Origin of the sequence: Bacteroides sp. HMSC067B03, from assembly GCF_001811315.1 — a bacterium.
GTDB lineage: Bacteria > Bacteroidota > Bacteroidia > Bacteroidales > Bacteroidaceae > Bacteroides > Bacteroides faecis.
Genome location: NZ_KV804336.1, coordinates 43,786 through 59,770, shown reverse-complemented (window position 1 = coordinate 59,770; position 15,985 = coordinate 43,786). Strand labels below are relative to the sequence as shown.

Genomic DNA, 15,985 nt, shown 5'->3' with positions numbered 1-15,985 from the left:
TTTACATTATGTCAGAACTTAAAATCACACAAGAAAAGGTAACAGCCGCTTTTAGTGAAGCAAACGACTGTCCTAAAGCAATTAGTATTCTAACAGCCCTATTCGGAAAGCAAAAGCCGGATTATACAGATTATCACAATATTAAAACCTACGAAGATGCTTGTGAAGCAATAGGTGTAAAACCTATTGTTCGCCTACTTGTTGAGGATGAAGACGGACACAAAGAAGAAGTGGCTGATATTGCACACCTCGCCTACATCAAACTATGCACAATTGCTCGTGCATTGAACAACGATCCTGATTTTCCACGATTTACTAAAGATGAATACCGTTATACGCCGTGGTTTTATCTTTATAATCAGAAAGAAATTGATGAAATGGACGAAGAGGATCGTAATCAGCTGGTTCTTTGGGGCGGTGATGCGGGTGCCGGTGCGTATTGCGGCCTCGCGTTTGCGTACTCGAATCTCGATTGGTCGGCCTCGTATGCGGCTTTCGGCTCTCGCCTTGCTGTAAAATCAAGTGAAATCGCAATTTACTTTGGAGAACAATTCAAAGAATTGTGGAAAGACTTTCTGATTGGAAAAAAGTAATCACACTGGGGAGGCCGCATCAAAGCGGCCTTTTCCATACCTTTTAAATCTATGACTCCAAAAGAATTTTTCGACAAAGTGGTGGAAATGCGCCGTTGCCAAAAAGAATATTTAAAAAATAAGAGACAGATAGATTTACGAATAAGTAAACAAATTGAGCGTGAAGTAGATGAAGAAATTGAACGTGTTCAAAAAATCCTTCACGACAAACAGAATCCGCAACTCTTTTAGACTATGGTTAATATGAAAATCCTTGACCTGCCATTAAAAGCAAAATGGTATGAAATGATCGAATCCGGAAATAAGAAAGAAGAATACAGAGAGATCAAGAAATACTGGATCGGAAGATTAGCAAAATGTGGAGGTCGCAATTCCTATGAAAAGACAGGTTTCTATTGTAAGAAAGGTATTTGTTTTTCTTGTATTACACGTGGAAACGGCTTTCACCCCAAAGAATACACTCATGTTCGCTTCCGTTTTGGCTACACCAAACGGACAATGCTTTTTGAACTTGAATCTATAACCATCGGAGTTGGTAACACCAATTGGGGAGCACCGGATAACGAATGTGTATTTATACTTAAACTGGGAAAATGTATCAAAAAAAATGAAAGTAAGGACTCAACAGAATTTCAACCGAAAAACTCGTGAAACAGTATTCGGTATCAGCATCATGCCTGACGGTGGCAGAAGATATTGTAAATACCCAATAGGCCACCAAGAATACAAAGACTATACCCAAGCACACCAAGCTATGAAAGATGTACAAAAGATATTGGATAATGGAGGCCGATTAGTGTATTCTCCCAAAGGTAGTGCCGGGATTAATAAAAATGAATATGTAAAAATTGAAATGACATAAAAATGAAAATATTAGTAAGTTTTTCAGGTGGTAAGGATTCACAAGCATGTTTGATCCAAGCTTTCAAACAATATGGGGGGGGGAATTTAACCGCTGTGTTTTGTGACACCGGCTGGGAACACCCTGACACATATAAACATGTGAATGATGTTTGTCTGCAAATGGGAGTAAGACTTATAACTCTCAAATCAAAATACGATTTTGTGTCTTTGGCAGTTCACAAGAAAAGATTTCCTTCCACGAATGCACGGTTTTGTACCAGTGAACTAAAAATGAAGCCAATGATTGATTATGTACTTTCTTTGAAAGAAAGCTGCATTATTATACAAGGTATCAGAGCCGGAGAAAGTACAGCACGTGCGGCAATGGAAGAGGAATGTATGTACTTCAAATCGTATTTTCAACCTAATAAGAAAGGAAGAACTGAAAACTACCGAAGTAAGGATGTCAAAGAATGGTGTTCCCAATTTGACGCTTCTGTTCTAAGACCGATCTTCAAATGGAGTGCACAGCAAGTTATAGATTGCATACTGGATGCAGGGCAGAAACCGAATCCATTGTATTATCGTGGATTCTCACGTGTTGGATGTTTCCCGTGTATCATGTGTCGGCATAAAGAAATTGAACTTATAGCCAAAAACCGAACAGAAATGAAGAAGATACTAATAATCTGCGTACTTTTCGCTCTGATAGCGGGATGCGCATCACCAAGAAATTCAGTTGAGAATCATCCGGCAAAGAATTCACCTCAACCGGATGCACTGCCAGATAATAAAGAAAACCGCTTTACGAAACAGTTTCAACAAGCGGATTCAATGTTTAATCAAAAATATAGATTAAATGAGTAAAAATAATATAGCTCAACAATACAATAGTATGGTTGCAAGTATTGAAGATGCTAAAATTTATGATGGCCGGGGAGAATATAACCTATATGAATGTAATAAATGCAATAATTATAAGGTAACTCTATACAAAGACAAAGGTGTAACTCCCTTCATCATGAGATGTAAATGCGGAGGGGATATGATGCATACGAAATCTTCAAAGCAGGCTCCACCGTCATACGTGAAAGTTTATAATTGGGTACGTCCCAATTTGGAGCAAACAATGTCATCCCCAGTATTTGCAACCGATTATTACTCAATATTTTGCAAGTAATAAGTCAGAAATATGGCCTTAATCTTTAATGGTACATTCTAAAGGACGAAGATTTAACGCTTTTATTGATTCTTAACTCATTAAAGTGTCAATACTGACACCTTCTCCTTCTCTCGATACAGCTTGTTCCAAAATTCCACTTCTTTTTTCATTCATTTAAACCATCACAAATGGTACTATATTTCTTTAAAAGTTGTGATGTTGTTTCGGAGGACATAATGATGAACTACATCCACCATTATGTCAAATAAGAAAATGCGCCAAGCACTGACTTTTTGTCAGTTTTTGATTGTAGAAAGACATTCGGCATATAGTTTGCCATTTTAAGTATAAACATTTTAAATTAAATTAGCATGTCCATAGTAAAGTCTTATTCATTCCCAGAGGGAGATATTCGAGGGGATATGTTCTATATCAAACATGGTTCCCGAAATTTTACTGTTATTGATTGCTATCTAAAAGATGGTGATGGGAATAATGCCCGCAAAGATGAAATTATAAAAGAGATCAAAAATGAGTCTGCTGGCAGAGTTTGTCGTTTTATATCAACACATCCGGACAACGATCATATAGCAGGCATAGAATATTTGGATGATAGTTGGGAAATTACAAATTTTTACGCGGTAGATAATAATCGTCCGACAGATGATAACGATGATAGTTTAACTCGCTACCATTGGCTACTTGCTAATAAAAATTTTGCCATAAAGCGTGGCATTAGACGTGCTTGGCTCAATGAAACAAATGACGAGAATGGGTGTTCTGGAATAAATTTCATGTGGCCCGATTTAGAAAACGAAAAATTTAAGCAGGCACTTAAACTTGTTTCCGAAGGCAAAGAGGTAAATAATATTTGCCCAATTTTCACATATAGCATAGAAAATGGTGCTACTTATATGTGGATGGGGGATTTGGAAACAGAAATGCAACAAGCATACTACGATGAATACAAAAATAATATTCCACAAGTTGACATATTGTTTCAGCCACATCATGGTCGCAAATCAGGAGCTGTTCCTAATGATTTGTTAGAGGCATTAAACCCTAAATTAATCATCATAGGTAATGCGCCATCCGAGCATATTGACTACGGTGATTCAAGGCAGACTATTACTCAAAATGCAGCTGGAGATATACGTTTTGAAAATGATGGCAAAGAAGTGCATATTTACACTAAAAATAAAATTAATAATAAGCCCACATGCCTAAAAGCTAAACAAGGAAAAGGAAATATTACGCGAACCGTTTATGGATTTTCTATTGTAGATTGGTATTATGCGGGAACGTTAGTAGTTTAAAGATGAAATACTTATGGATATAAAATACTACGATTTATTATCAAATACCATAATAGGTGTAACTATTGTGGCCACCATTAATTATCTTTTTATCGGAAATATAGAAATAGATGGTGTTGTATATCTGGCATTAGGATATTTAGCTGGATATTTTATTAATGCTATCGGAAGCCTGCTTGAAGGCTTTTATTACAAAACAATAAATGGTATGCCATCAGATAAACTGCTTACATTAGTGAATGGACAAAATTGGACAGGATGTAAGCGTGTTAAATTCTATGAAGCCGAAAAAGCAATAGCAACGTTGAAAAAAGAATTGAATGACCAACATGCCTCTGAACGGAAAATGTTCGGATGTGCCATGAGAAAAGTCAATGGATGTGAGGATTGTAGAGTTCCAGCTTTTAATGCCCAATATGCTTGGGCACGAACAATGCTTACAACAATATTGATTGCAGACACTCTGTGTGCTTTTCGTTTTTATAACGAATGGCAGTTTTGGCCGATTGCAATGATACTGTTGATTATATCATGGAATAGATTCAAAGAAAGAGGCTATTATTATGCAAGAGAAGTTCTTAATGAATATTTGAAGCGAACTGACAAAAAAGAATGATTTTCACACATAGGGCTAAGGCTGATTTCTGTTATTTCACTGCAATGTATGGCAATGTTTGGTAATCTTATTATGATAATATTAGTCGGTAATTTGTCTCTGTTGTCGAATACATCATTGATGTTAAGTTAATGAAACGTGAGGTTCAAATAATAGTTATTTCTGGATTATGCAAGAAAATCCACGAAAAGGCATTACCTTTGTGACTGAAAAAGCAACTGCGCTAATGACCTGAAGAATAAGAATAAATAACATACGAAACTCCTTCGCTGTCTTATAGGCTTTGGTCTGCCTCGCAGGGATAGTGATGGAGTTTTGCTTTTATATACGACCATGGCAAAAAAAGCAAAAACAAAAGATGTAGCAAAGAAAACCATCGAGCAGACGTTATGGGATTCCGCAAACGAATTGCGTGGCAACCTTGATGCTGCCGAGTATAAAAGTGTTGTACTCGGACTTGTTTTTCTAAAATATATCAACGACTGCTTCAAAGTCAAACACGATGAACTGATTGCAGAGGGTGCTGGCTTTGAGGAAGACCCGGATGAATATATTGGCGATAACATATTTTTTGTTCCTGTTGATGCCCGTTGGGACAAAATTGTTAAAGCCTCACTTACTGCTGAAATTGGAGTTGTTGTGGATGTGGCAATGGAAGCATTGGAGAAAGAGAATAAGCAACTTAAAGGTATTCTTCCCAAAAACTATGCCCGACCGGAGCTTGATAAACGCCGCTTGGGTAATGTAATTGATATATTTGAAAACAACCTGCATTTTACCGGTTCTGAAGCTCGCGATGTACTTGGGCGTGTATATGAGTATTTCCTTGGAGAATTTGCCCGCGAAGAAGGTAAGAAAGGCGGTGAGTTCTATACGCCTTCCTGTGTTGTCCGTACCATAGTTGAAGTTATCCAACCTTACAAGGGTAAAATTTTTGACCCTGCCTGTGGTTCGGGAGGTATGTTTGTGCAGAGTAGTAAGTTTATCGAACGACATCGGGGTAATATCAATCAAATATCTGTTTATGGGCAGGAACTCAACAGCAACACGTGGAGGTTGGCACAAATGAACCTTGCCATTTGTGGTATTGAAGCCAACTTTGGTGATAGTTCCGGTGATTCTTTCCACGATGACAAGCACCCGTTTCTCAAAGCGGACTTCGTAATGGCTAATCCACCGTTCAATATTTCTAAATGGGGTGGCGACCAATTACGAGATGACCCACGCTGGCAATATGGAATACCACCGGAGGGTAATGCCAACTTTGCATGGATGCAGCATATGCTATACCACTTGGCAGACAATGGACGTATCGGTCTGGTTCTTGCTAACGGTTCGTTATCATCACAGCAAGGCACAGAGGGAGAAATCCGTAAAAATATTGTCAAAGCCGATTTAGTGGAAAGCATTATTGCCATGCCATCGCAATTATTTTACAATGTGCAGATACCTTGTTGTCTGTGGTTCTTGACAAAGAAGAAGGCACAACCGGGCAAAACGCTTTTTATAGATGCCCGTAACATGGGTTATATGAAAGACCGTACGCACCGTGAACTTTCTTGTGGAGAAGAAACAGAAGACCATGGCAATGATATTGCACGCATAGCAGATACCTTTGAACAGTTTCGTGCCGGGACGCTTGAAACTGAAAAAGGTTTTTCTGCTATTGCCACTATTCAAGATATAGAAAAGCAAGACTTTATTCTTACTCCCGGACGTTATGTCGGTATTGCTGAAGTGGAGGAAGACGGAGAACCTTTCCAAGAAAAGATGGAACGCCTTACTTCCGAACTTTCGGATTTGTTTGCCCAATCACATACGCTTGAAGATGAAATTCGTAAACGGTTGGCAAGTATCGGTTTTACCGTCAAATGAAACGACTTCTACTCTTCGTTAGATTCACATTAATAACGAGGATATGAAAGAAAAATTAATTCAGGAAATCAGCACCGCAATGGCAGAAGTATTAAGTTTTGAACAAGTAGCTCACCTTAATAGTGTGTTGCTTCAAGTTGTAAGCAAATACACTATTACAGAGGATGGCGAGACCCTGCACGAAAATGCAGCGTCTAACGACCGTTTGCTTGATATATTTCTGTCGGCAAAACAAGTGGAGGGTTGCACTACTCCGACAATCAAATACTACGGTTCTACCATTCGGCAACTATTCAAAAAGATGCCTAAGAAGATAACCGACTACACGACAGAAGACATCAGAGCCTACCTCGCTGTATTCCAAAGAAAGAACAAATCAAGCAAAGTGACCATTGATAATATCCGTCGGATATTTTCGTCATTCTTCGCTTGGCTTGAAGAAGAAGACTATATTGTCAAAAGTCCTGTCCGCAGGATACACAAGGTAAAAACTGGGACACAGGTGAAAGAGGTGTTGAGTGATGAGAATATCGAACAGCTACGGGATAGTTGTACCAAAATTCGCGACCTTGCCATTATTGATTTGTTGGCTTCTACGGGTATGCGTGTGGGTGAACTGGTGAAGCTCAATCGTGAAGACATCAATTTTTCCGAGCGCGAATGTATTGTTTTCGGCAAAGGCAACAAGGAACGTATTGTTTACTTCAACGCCCGTGCAAAAATTCATTTGCAACAATATTTGACTTCTCGTAAAGACCGGAACAAAGCACTTTTTGTTTCGTTGGCAAAACCGCATAAACGGCTTGAGATTTCGGGCGTGGAAACCCGTTTGCGCAAAATCGGTCGTTTGGCAAAAATCGTACGTGTTCACCCTCATAAGTTCCGCCGTACCTTGGCTACTATGGCTATAGACAAAGGTATGCCTGTGGAGCAAGTGCAACGCTTGCTTGGTCATGTCAAGATTGACACCACCATGCACTATGCGATGGTTAATCAAAATAATGTCAAACTCTCTCACCGTAAATTTATAAATTAGCATGTGGTATTGTTCGACATATGGTAGAAGCACACCTTTTTTCCAAAATAGACACGGAAATGATAATTTAGAGCAGCAGGCACAGGCGTTGTTCAAGGCTTGGTTTGTGGATTTCGAGCCGTTCAGGGACGGTGAATTTGTCAATTCTGTATTGGGGAGTACTCCTAAAGAGCTACCAATAACATATATTGAAAATATACCTCATAATATAGAAAGCGGGAAAAGACCGAAAGGTGGAGCTACATTGATAGGCGTTCCGAGCATTGGAGCAGAAAACATTAAGGGGCTGGGATATTATGATTACTCTAAGACAAAATATATCCCCGAAGAATATGCTCAAACGATAAAAAAAGGAAAAATTAATGGATATGAACTATTGATTTACAAAGACGGGGGCAAGCCGGGGTATTTTATTCCAAATTTCACTATTTTTGGAGAAGGATTCCCTTTCAATGAAATGTATATCAATGAACACGTTTTTCTTTTGGACTTAATGGACTGTGGCTATAATGTGTTTGCTTATTTTTATATGCAAACACCATACATTATGAACCAATTAAATTCAATTGGAGGTAAGGCTGCGATTCCCGGAATTAATACTAAAGATGTTGAATGTTTGCCCATATACTCAAATGAAAGCCCTTATGTGAAAAAGTTTGGCGAAATAGTTCTACCTTTCATCAAAACGATACTTTCTAACAGCCTTGAAAATGCAAAACAGGCAAAAGTGCGTGACACACTTTTACCAAAGCTAATGTCAGGTGAGTTGAAAATTAATGAAATAGAAACCGAAAAATAATTATGGATAAATCAATCGGCATATTAGATAAGGATTACTCTTTATGGGTTGATGAGCTTGTAAAGCGTTATCGTGGTAGCCAAATCAAGGCAGCAATAAAGGTGAATAAAGAACTGCTGCGCTATTATTGGGAGCTTGGTAAAGATATTGAGGAGAAACAAGCAGATAACAAGTATGGCAGTAAGTTTTACGCTACATTAAGCCGTGACTTGCGTCATGAAATGCCTGATGTTGAAGGACTGTCCGAAACTTCAATTCGATACGCAAAGCGATTTTATACCCTTTATAACCAACAGGTTGCAATTCTTCCACAAGTTGTGGAAGAATCTGAAAAGGAAAATCTTCCACAACTTGTGGAAAGATTATACTCCGATTTGTTTTCAATACCTTGGGGGCATCACCGCTATATCATAGACAAATGTTCCAATGATTCAAGTAAGGCTTTGTTCTATGTACGCCAAACATTGGAAAATGGTTGGAGTAGAGATATATTGCTGAATATGTTGGGTACAAATCTGTATGAGCGAAGTGGTAAGGCTCTGACAAATTTTAAGAATACACTTCCAGATGTGGATAGCGATTTGGCACAGGAATTAACACGCGACCCCTACGATTTCTCTTTCACTGGTTTGCGTGGGAAATACAATGAACGCAAACTGAAAGATACACTGCTGACCAATATCACTAATTTTTTGTTGGAACTTGGTACCGGATTCGCCTATGTAGGCAAAGAGTATCGCTTGCAAATAGCTGAGAAGGAAAAATTTATAGACCTGCTTTTCTATAATCTCAGATTATCTTGCTATGTCGTAGTTGAAGTAAAAATCGGAGAATTCGATTTTGCTGACGCAGGTCAGTTGGGTGGTTACGTTGTCGCTTGTAATCATCTACTTCGCAAAGAGGGACGAGACAATCCCACAATCGGATTGCTTATTTGTAAGCAGAAGAACAACACATTGGCTCAATATGCGCTGGAATCAAGCAGCCAGCCTCTCGGAATATCCGAATATGAGCTTGAAAAGCTCTATCCTGAAAAGGTTGAAGGTACAATGCCATCAATCAAAGAGATAGAAGATAAATTGGATGGTCAAACTAACTGCTAAATTCTCATTTATGGAGCTAAAGAAAATACACATATCAGATATTGGCAAAGTTGTTACTGGGAAAACTCCCAGAACATCTATTGTTGAAAACTATGGCGGTGATATTCCTTTTCTTACCCCATCAGATGACTTATCTTATAAGTCCGTTCCTAAAACAGGTAAGACCCTTACAGAACAAGGATTGAACGAAGTGAAAAATTGTTTGCTCCCTCCGCACTCTGTGTGCGTAAGTTGTATTGGTACTGATTTGGGTAAGGTCGTAATGACATCAGAACCAACTATAACCAACCAACAGTTTAATTCTATTATCCCCAATCGGCGGTTTGATGCTGATTTTGTGTATTATCTCATGACATTGGTCGGTAAGGAATTGAATTATCTTAGTAAAACTTCCACTGCCGTACCTATTATAAATAAAAGTTCATTCTCCAACTATGAGGTTGAAGTACCAGATTTGGAAACGCAAGAAAAGATAGCTTCAATTCTTTCTTCACTTGATAGCAAAATCGAGTTGAACCGCCGTATAAATGATAATTTAGAGCAGCAGGCACAAGCGTTGTTCAAGTCGTGGTTCGTGGATAATTCCAATCCTAATTGGGAAGAAACGTCATTGTCGGAAGTGGCTTCTTTCGTTGGTGGATATTCATATACAGGCGAAGAATTGACCGATTGCTCAAATATAGCCATGGCAACCATAAAAAACTTTGGGCGAAATGGAGGCTTTAAAGCTGATGGTTTTAAGGAAATTAATCCTTCTGCGAAACTTAAAGAATGCCATTATGCTAATTTATTCGATATTTTAGTTGCGCATACCGACCTTACCCAAAATGCAGATGTGATCGGTAATGCTGAATTATTGCTTACTTACGGTAAATATAATAGCATTATTTTCTCAATGGACTTGGTAAAAGTCCTACCCAAAGAAACATTCCCGTATAGGTTTTTACTTGCAGCAATGCTTAAAAACGAGCTATTTAAGGGGCATAGCCTTGGGTATGTAAACGGAACGACTGTACTTCATCTTAGCAAGAAAGCATTACCTGATTTTGAGATAAGAAAACCATCCGATAGTGAATCCAAAATGATGGATGAGGTACTTGCCTCTTATTATAAACGGATGGCAGAGTTACTACAAGAAAATGACAGGCTTATTAGCCTTCGCGATACACTTATCCCGAAATTAATGTCGGGGGAACTGAAAATTAATGATTTAAACTGCTAAATTCTCATTTATGGAAGAATATAAATTATCAGATATTGCAGAGGTACGGACTGGTCCTTTTGGCAGTCAATTACATAATGAAGACTATGTTTCGACTGGAACTCCTATAGTAACAGTTGAGCACTTAGGGAATAGGCGATTTTCAAAACAAAATCTGCCATTGGTCTCTGATGATGATAAAAAGAGGCTTTCTAAATATTTGCTACAAGAGGGGGATATAGTATTTAGTCGCGTTGGCTCTGTAGATAGATGCTCATATGTAACTTCGGCTGAAAATGATTGGCTTTTTTCTGGTAGATGCTTGCGCGTTAGATGTGGCAATAATTGCCATCCATTATTTTTATATTACTATTTCTGCAAAGAGTCTGTTAAGCAATATATTAAGAGTATAGCAGTTGGTGCAACAATGCCTTCTATTAACACAAAGCTAATGGCTGAAATACCTATTTTATTGCCAAAACTTGAAGAGCAGAGATGTATTGCTGATATTCTTTCATCCTTCGATGATAAAATTGAACTGAACCGCCGTATAAATGATAATTTAATTCCAATCTATTATGCCTAATACGTTCCATTTTACAGAAGATTCATATGAGCAATCAATAATCTCATTGTTCAAGGGAATGGGCTATGAATATCATTATGGTCCGGAACTTGAAGCCGAAACAGGTAGGGAACTTACTGATGCAACCATACCGGGAGTATTGCGTAAGGCAATGTTGGTCATCAATGGAACAGACAAAGCCGCAGCCGTAGATGAAGCCATCCGTCAAATACGCGAACAATTCAGTTTACCTTTGGTTGGTGCGAATATTACTCTTACCGATTGGATACAAAACGGTTTGGATGTGACTTTTAAGACTGCTCAAGGCACATTACGCAGCGACCATATCAAGATAATCGAAACGAACCCTGACCATATAGACAATAACTCTTTTGTTGTAGCTAATCAATGGACTGTAGTAAATGGCAAATCTACCAAACGTGCTGACATCGTGGTATTCATCAACGGTTTGCCTATCTCCGTCTTTGAATTGAAGTCTCCTTCTCGTGAAGTTACTAATTCGGAGGAAGCCCACCAACAGTTGCAAAACTATATGCGTATTGTTCCACAGCTCTTTACTGCTTGTCAAATGCTCGTAATAAGTGATATGGCAGACACTCGGGTGGGTACGATTACTGCACCACTCGACCGATATATGGAGTGGAAAACCACAGACGGAAGTTATGAAAGCACGGCATTTGCCGATTTTGAAACTTTCTTCAATGGTATCTTTGTCAAACATCGTTTCATTGATATTATTGCTGATTTTACTCTCACGATGGGAGTGGATAAAAAAGCCCGTATTCTTGCAGGCTATCATCAATATTTTGCTGTAAAGAAAGCTCTCGAATGTACCAAGCAAGCCCTGCAACGTAAAGACGGAAAAATCGGTGTATTTTGGCATACACAGGGCTCAGGTAAAAGTCTTTCGATGGTGTTCTATGCCCACCAGCTTTTAAAGAATCTGTTGAGTGCAACCCTGCTTGTACTAACTGACCGTCTTGACTTGAATGATCAACTGCACAGTACCTTTGCAGCTTGCAGCGATTATTTACGTCAAAAGCCTGTCAAGGCTACCGATGGAGAACATTTATATGAATTGCTTGAAAAGCGTAAAAGTCACGGTATTATCTTTGCCAATATCCAGAAATTCAAAGACCGTGAAAAATTAATCACCAACCGTTCTGATGTGATTGTGATTAGTGATGAAGCCCACCGTACACAATCAAACACCAAAACAAAAATAGATACTGAAACAGGAGAGTTGAAACTCGGTTTTGCAGCTATTGTGCGTAAACTTTTGCCTCATGCCGCATTTATCGGCTTTACGGGTACTCCCATCGAACAAGACGATAACGATACAAGGGAGGTTTTCGGCAACTATATCGACATTTACGATATGACCCAAGCTGTGGAAGATGGGGCAACTGTTCCTGTCTATTATGAAAGCCGCCTGCTGAAATTGGATTTGGATGATGACACACTCAGATTGCTTGACAGCGAGTATGACAAACTTGCTGAAGAGGGGGCGGAGGAGCAGGACATTAAACGCTCCAAGGATGAAAATGCACGGCTTCATGCCCTGCTTTCAGCCCCGCAGACTATTGACACATTATGCAAGGACATCATAGACCATTACGAGAATAACCGTGCCGACCTGCTTACAGGAAAAGCCATGATTGTAGCGATTGACCGAGCCACCGGGATAGACATCTATAAAAAACTGATAGAACTTCGTCCACAGTGGAAAGAGATTATCGCTGTGGTTATGACGCAAGGAAACCAAGACCCCGTAGAATGGAACGATATTATCGGCTCGGGCGCAAGGAAGGAGGAGCTGGCTCGCCAGTTTAAGGATAACAACTCATCCCTGAAAATCGCTATTGTCGTGGATATGTGGCTCACGGGATTTGATGTGCCCTCGCTTGCAACAATGTATGTTTACAAGCCGATGAAAGGACATAATCTGATGCAGGCTATCGCTCGGGTAAACCGTGTATTTCCTGAAAAAAGCGGCGGTTTGGTGGTGGATTATATCGGTATTGCCAAAGCTCTGAAAAAAGCCATGCACGATTATACAGGACGCGACAAAAAACGCTTCGGAGACCCAAATATCAAGACAACCGCTTATCAGCAGTTTGTTTCAGCTTTAAAGCGATGTCGGGAATGTCTGAACGGCTATGATTATTCTGCTTTTTCTGATTGTTCAAATCTGCAACGAGCCAACCTCATTAGAGGTGGTGTAAATGTGTTACTTGATAAGAATAATCTTGTCCCATCAGAACCTGCTGCTCAAGATAAAGTTTCTTCTGAAGCTCAAAAAGTCTTTATGGAAGAAAGCAAGCGTTTGTCGCAAGCGGCTTCACTTTGTCGCAGTTTGCTGACTCCTGCTGAGCGTTTTGAAGAGGCATATTTTGAAGCTGTAAGGACATTACTGTCACGTCTTTCCGGGAATAAGCAGATTACTCGAAAAATCATAGATGAGCGTATTACGCAGTTGCTCAAAGTCGCAATCAAAGCAGATGGCGTGGTGGAAATACTCAATACCAAAGGCTCTGAATTTTCTCTTTTTGATGAGAATTTCCTGAAAGAAATTGCCGAGATGAAAGAGAAAAACTTTGCACTCGAACTGCTCAAACGCTTGCTTGAAGAGCATATAAAAAAGCACGCTAAAAAGAGAATGGTTGAAGCCGAGAAATTCAGCGAAATGCTCGATGCCCGTCTTGCCGAATATTTGCGTGGATTGATTTCCAACGAGGAAGTTATCAAGGAACTGCTTAAAATGGCACAAGAGTTGAAAGCTAATGCAGAACAAGCGTCTGAATTGGGGCTGACCGAAGAAGAACAAGCTTTTTATGATGCCTTGACAAAACCGCAAGCTGTACGGGATTTCTATGAAAACGACCAACTTGTTGCTATGGCAAAGGAATTGACTGAAGCCTTACGCAGTAGTAAAACCATTGATTGGCGACAGAAAGAATCAGCTCGTGCCAAGATGCGCTCTCTGGTAAAACGATTGCTCAAAAAGTACAAGTACCCGCCTGAAGAACAAGAAGCAGCCCTCGAAACCGTTATCCGTCAATGCGAACTTTATGCGGATTCAGATGACGAAAGTTAGCGTAAAATAGAACAAGATAGCCTAATGGAATCCTAAAACTCTATTAGGCTATTCTTATTGCAAAAAGTTATTATACAAATTAAGAGAATTATCTTCTCATAGAAAAACCTCTTTTCTGCTGTTGGTCATAATGTCCCTCTACCACATTATCTACTTCCCGTCTGGCTTTGATTTGCTCCCGATTGTCAAACCCGCCCTTTTGCTTGGCTGTGAAATACAGGAAATCACCTGCCGCCCGATGTGATTGCCTGTCCTCCCCAAACAGGTTAAGGGCACTTTTGATGTCCGACACCTGTTCCGTATCAAAACGGGGCTTGTAATAATCACGGGCAAAATGAACAATACAGTGAACAGCCTTGCGGAAGATGTCGTTTGTTTTTAGCAGCAGGAAACTGAGGCAGCCGATGATATGGCTTTGCCATGCAATCCGGTTTTTAAGCCTTGTGGTTTCCTGTGCATGTTCTGCTTCCTTGCGGCTCAACTCTGATTGATGCCTACTTTCCAGTTTCATCAGTTCCCGGTGGTGGTCACTCTGTATGGTCTGGATTTTATCCTGTAACCGCTCAATGGTTTCCTCGTGCGTGGAAATTTCGCTGCGCAAATCCTCTATTTCATTTTTCAGGGCTTTCGATTTCCCGGTAGCCCAGCCGACAGCGGCATTCAGAAGTTCGCTCCCTTTTTCCCTGTTCAGCTTGGAGCGTTTCTCGCTGATAGCCCTGTCAAGGTATTCACTCTGCCGTTCCTTTTCATTTGCCTTTTCGATAAGGGCGTTGGTTATGGTTTCCGTTTCCTGCATTTTCTTATTCGCTATTTCCAACTGATGCTCCCTGTACTGCCTTGTAGCGTCAAGACGCTTCATTTCCTCTTTCTGCTTCTCAATGATGAAATCGTTTCGCTCTAAATGTATCTTGCCTGTAACAGCCTTTGACTGCCCACGCTCCATCAGGAGAATGTCGGATGCCAGACTTTGCATTTCGGTCATATCCTCGTCATTGAGCTTGCGGCTCTTGCCTGTGTCATGGTTCATCCAGTCGAACACGATATGCGCATGGTAATTTGGCTTGAACCATTTTTCGCCCACCTTGAAACTTTCTTTGTCTTCTTGGGTGGGTTGTCCGCCCAGCCAATGCCCCTCGTCTTTGTGCAGGAAGATTTGGAGCGGTGTGATGCCCCAACGTCTTTGGCATTCCTCGCCAAACTTGTGCACGTCTGCCAGTGTCGTGTCCGGTCGGATGAGCAACACGCCCTCACGGATTGGCGAGCATCCCGCCACCTTGATTATCTTTCCGTTCTTTCTCTTGCGTTCACGCTCCTTTTCCTGCATGGCACGACCTGTCTTTTCCTTGACCATCTGCTTGATGTAGTCATAGTGCGCCTGCAGGTCGGGATTGCCGAAGCCGGGATTTATCCACTGCTCATTATTGGCAGTGAGTTCGGGCACGATGTAGATTTTGGACTTGCCGATATTGCGCATATACTCGGCAGTCCTTCGGTTATGAGCCTCGCTTGACGAGGTCTTGCAAGGCTTGATGTGTATGCTGCTTTTTGTAGCCATATTCTCAAAATTTGATTTGGGTTGTTGATTAAACTTATTGCTGTCCGCTCATAACCGCACGGGGTTCTTAGGGGTGCAACCCATAAGCGAAGATTGCAAAGAGAGGGTCACTCTTTGCTCTGGGTTCTCAGGGGTGAAACGCCCTGAGTGGGTTATTAGGGCAAAGCCTTAATCCCCTCGGGAGAGCCCACAACTACGAAAGC

General features: G+C 40.3%; 16 protein-coding genes. 15 read left to right on the top strand and 1 reads right to left on the bottom strand.

Annotated features, from left to right (window positions below):
- Window positions 1-8 precede the first annotated feature (8 nt).
- The 15 genes from HMPREF2794_RS09180 (at window position 9) to HMPREF2794_RS09105 (ending at window position 14,227) form a co-directional block, all read left to right on the top strand.
- Window positions 9-593 (top strand): hypothetical protein, encoded by a 585-nt coding sequence (locus HMPREF2794_RS09180; RefSeq protein WP_070751409.1) that lies wholly within the window; start codon window positions 9-11, stop codon window positions 591-593.
- A gap of 51 nt (window positions 594-644) precedes the next feature.
- Entirely contained in the window at window positions 645-824 is a 180-nt protein-coding gene (locus tag HMPREF2794_RS09175) for a hypothetical protein (RefSeq protein WP_007846636.1), read from the top strand.
- Window positions 825-878: 54 nt separating this feature from the next.
- Complete coding sequence (locus tag HMPREF2794_RS09170; protein ID WP_007846634.1) at window positions 879-1,244, top strand: hypothetical protein; 366 nt, start codon at window positions 879-881, stop codon at window positions 1,242-1,244.
- Window positions 1,201-1,455, top strand: a complete 255-nt coding sequence (locus tag HMPREF2794_RS09165) for a hypothetical protein (protein WP_007846633.1) — start codon at window positions 1,201-1,203, stop codon at window positions 1,453-1,455. The genes HMPREF2794_RS09170 and HMPREF2794_RS09165 overlap by 44 nt, the downstream gene beginning before the upstream one ends.
- 2 nt (window positions 1,456-1,457) lie before the next feature.
- Complete coding sequence (locus tag HMPREF2794_RS09160) at window positions 1,458-2,303, top strand: phosphoadenosine phosphosulfate reductase family protein (RefSeq protein ID WP_229098483.1); 846 nt, start codon at window positions 1,458-1,460, stop codon at window positions 2,301-2,303.
- The gene (locus HMPREF2794_RS09155) at window positions 2,296-2,616 is read left to right on the top strand and encodes a hypothetical protein (protein WP_070751407.1); all 321 of its coding nucleotides are present in this window, start codon (window positions 2,296-2,298) and stop codon (window positions 2,614-2,616) included. The genes HMPREF2794_RS09160 and HMPREF2794_RS09155 overlap by 8 nt, the downstream gene beginning before the upstream one ends.
- 353 nt (window positions 2,617-2,969) lie before the next feature.
- The gene (locus tag HMPREF2794_RS09150; RefSeq protein WP_070751405.1) at window positions 2,970-3,914 is read left to right on the top strand and encodes a ComEC/Rec2 family competence protein; all 945 of its coding nucleotides are present in this window, start codon (window positions 2,970-2,972) and stop codon (window positions 3,912-3,914) included.
- Window positions 3,915-3,927: 13 nt separating this feature from the next.
- Complete coding sequence (locus HMPREF2794_RS09145) at window positions 3,928-4,530, top strand: hypothetical protein (protein ID WP_070751403.1); 603 nt, start codon at window positions 3,928-3,930, stop codon at window positions 4,528-4,530.
- Between the two features lie 333 nt (window positions 4,531-4,863).
- Window positions 4,864-6,405, top strand: a complete 1,542-nt coding sequence (locus tag HMPREF2794_RS09140) for a type I restriction-modification system subunit M (RefSeq protein ID WP_070751401.1) — start codon at window positions 4,864-4,866, stop codon at window positions 6,403-6,405.
- 43 nt (window positions 6,406-6,448) lie between these two features.
- Window positions 6,449-7,441, top strand: coding sequence for a site-specific tyrosine recombinase/integron integrase (gene xerA / locus HMPREF2794_RS09135; RefSeq protein ID WP_070751399.1), 993 nt, complete (start codon window positions 6,449-6,451; stop codon window positions 7,439-7,441).
- Window position 7,442: 1 nt separating this feature from the next.
- Entirely contained in the window at window positions 7,443-8,240 is a 798-nt protein-coding gene (locus HMPREF2794_RS29490) for a restriction endonuclease subunit S (protein ID WP_070751397.1), read from the top strand.
- Between the two features lie 2 nt (window positions 8,241-8,242).
- The gene (locus tag HMPREF2794_RS09125) at window positions 8,243-9,343 is read left to right on the top strand and encodes a PDDEXK nuclease domain-containing protein (RefSeq protein WP_070751395.1); all 1,101 of its coding nucleotides are present in this window, start codon (window positions 8,243-8,245) and stop codon (window positions 9,341-9,343) included.
- Window positions 9,324-10,565: a restriction endonuclease subunit S gene (locus HMPREF2794_RS27695; protein ID WP_246839597.1), complete on the top strand. Its 1,242-nt coding sequence runs from the start codon at window positions 9,324-9,326 to the stop codon at window positions 10,563-10,565. Before HMPREF2794_RS09125 ends, HMPREF2794_RS27695 begins: the two co-directional genes overlap by 20 nt.
- A gap of 10 nt (window positions 10,566-10,575) precedes the next feature.
- Window positions 10,576-11,130, top strand: a complete 555-nt coding sequence (locus tag HMPREF2794_RS09110; RefSeq protein ID WP_070751393.1) for a restriction endonuclease subunit S — start codon at window positions 10,576-10,578, stop codon at window positions 11,128-11,130.
- A complete protein-coding gene (locus HMPREF2794_RS09105) occupies window positions 11,123-14,227 on the top strand; it encodes a type I restriction endonuclease subunit R (RefSeq protein ID WP_070751392.1) in 3,105 nt (1,034 codons plus the stop codon). The genes HMPREF2794_RS09110 and HMPREF2794_RS09105 overlap by 8 nt, the downstream gene beginning before the upstream one ends.
- 88 nt (window positions 14,228-14,315) lie before the next feature.
- Here HMPREF2794_RS09105 and HMPREF2794_RS09100 read toward each other — a convergent pair whose 3' ends face one another.
- Window positions 14,316-15,782, bottom strand: a complete 1,467-nt coding sequence (locus HMPREF2794_RS09100; RefSeq protein WP_070751390.1) for a mobilization protein — start codon at window positions 15,780-15,782, stop codon at window positions 14,316-14,318.
- Window positions 15,783-15,985 lie beyond the last annotated feature (203 nt).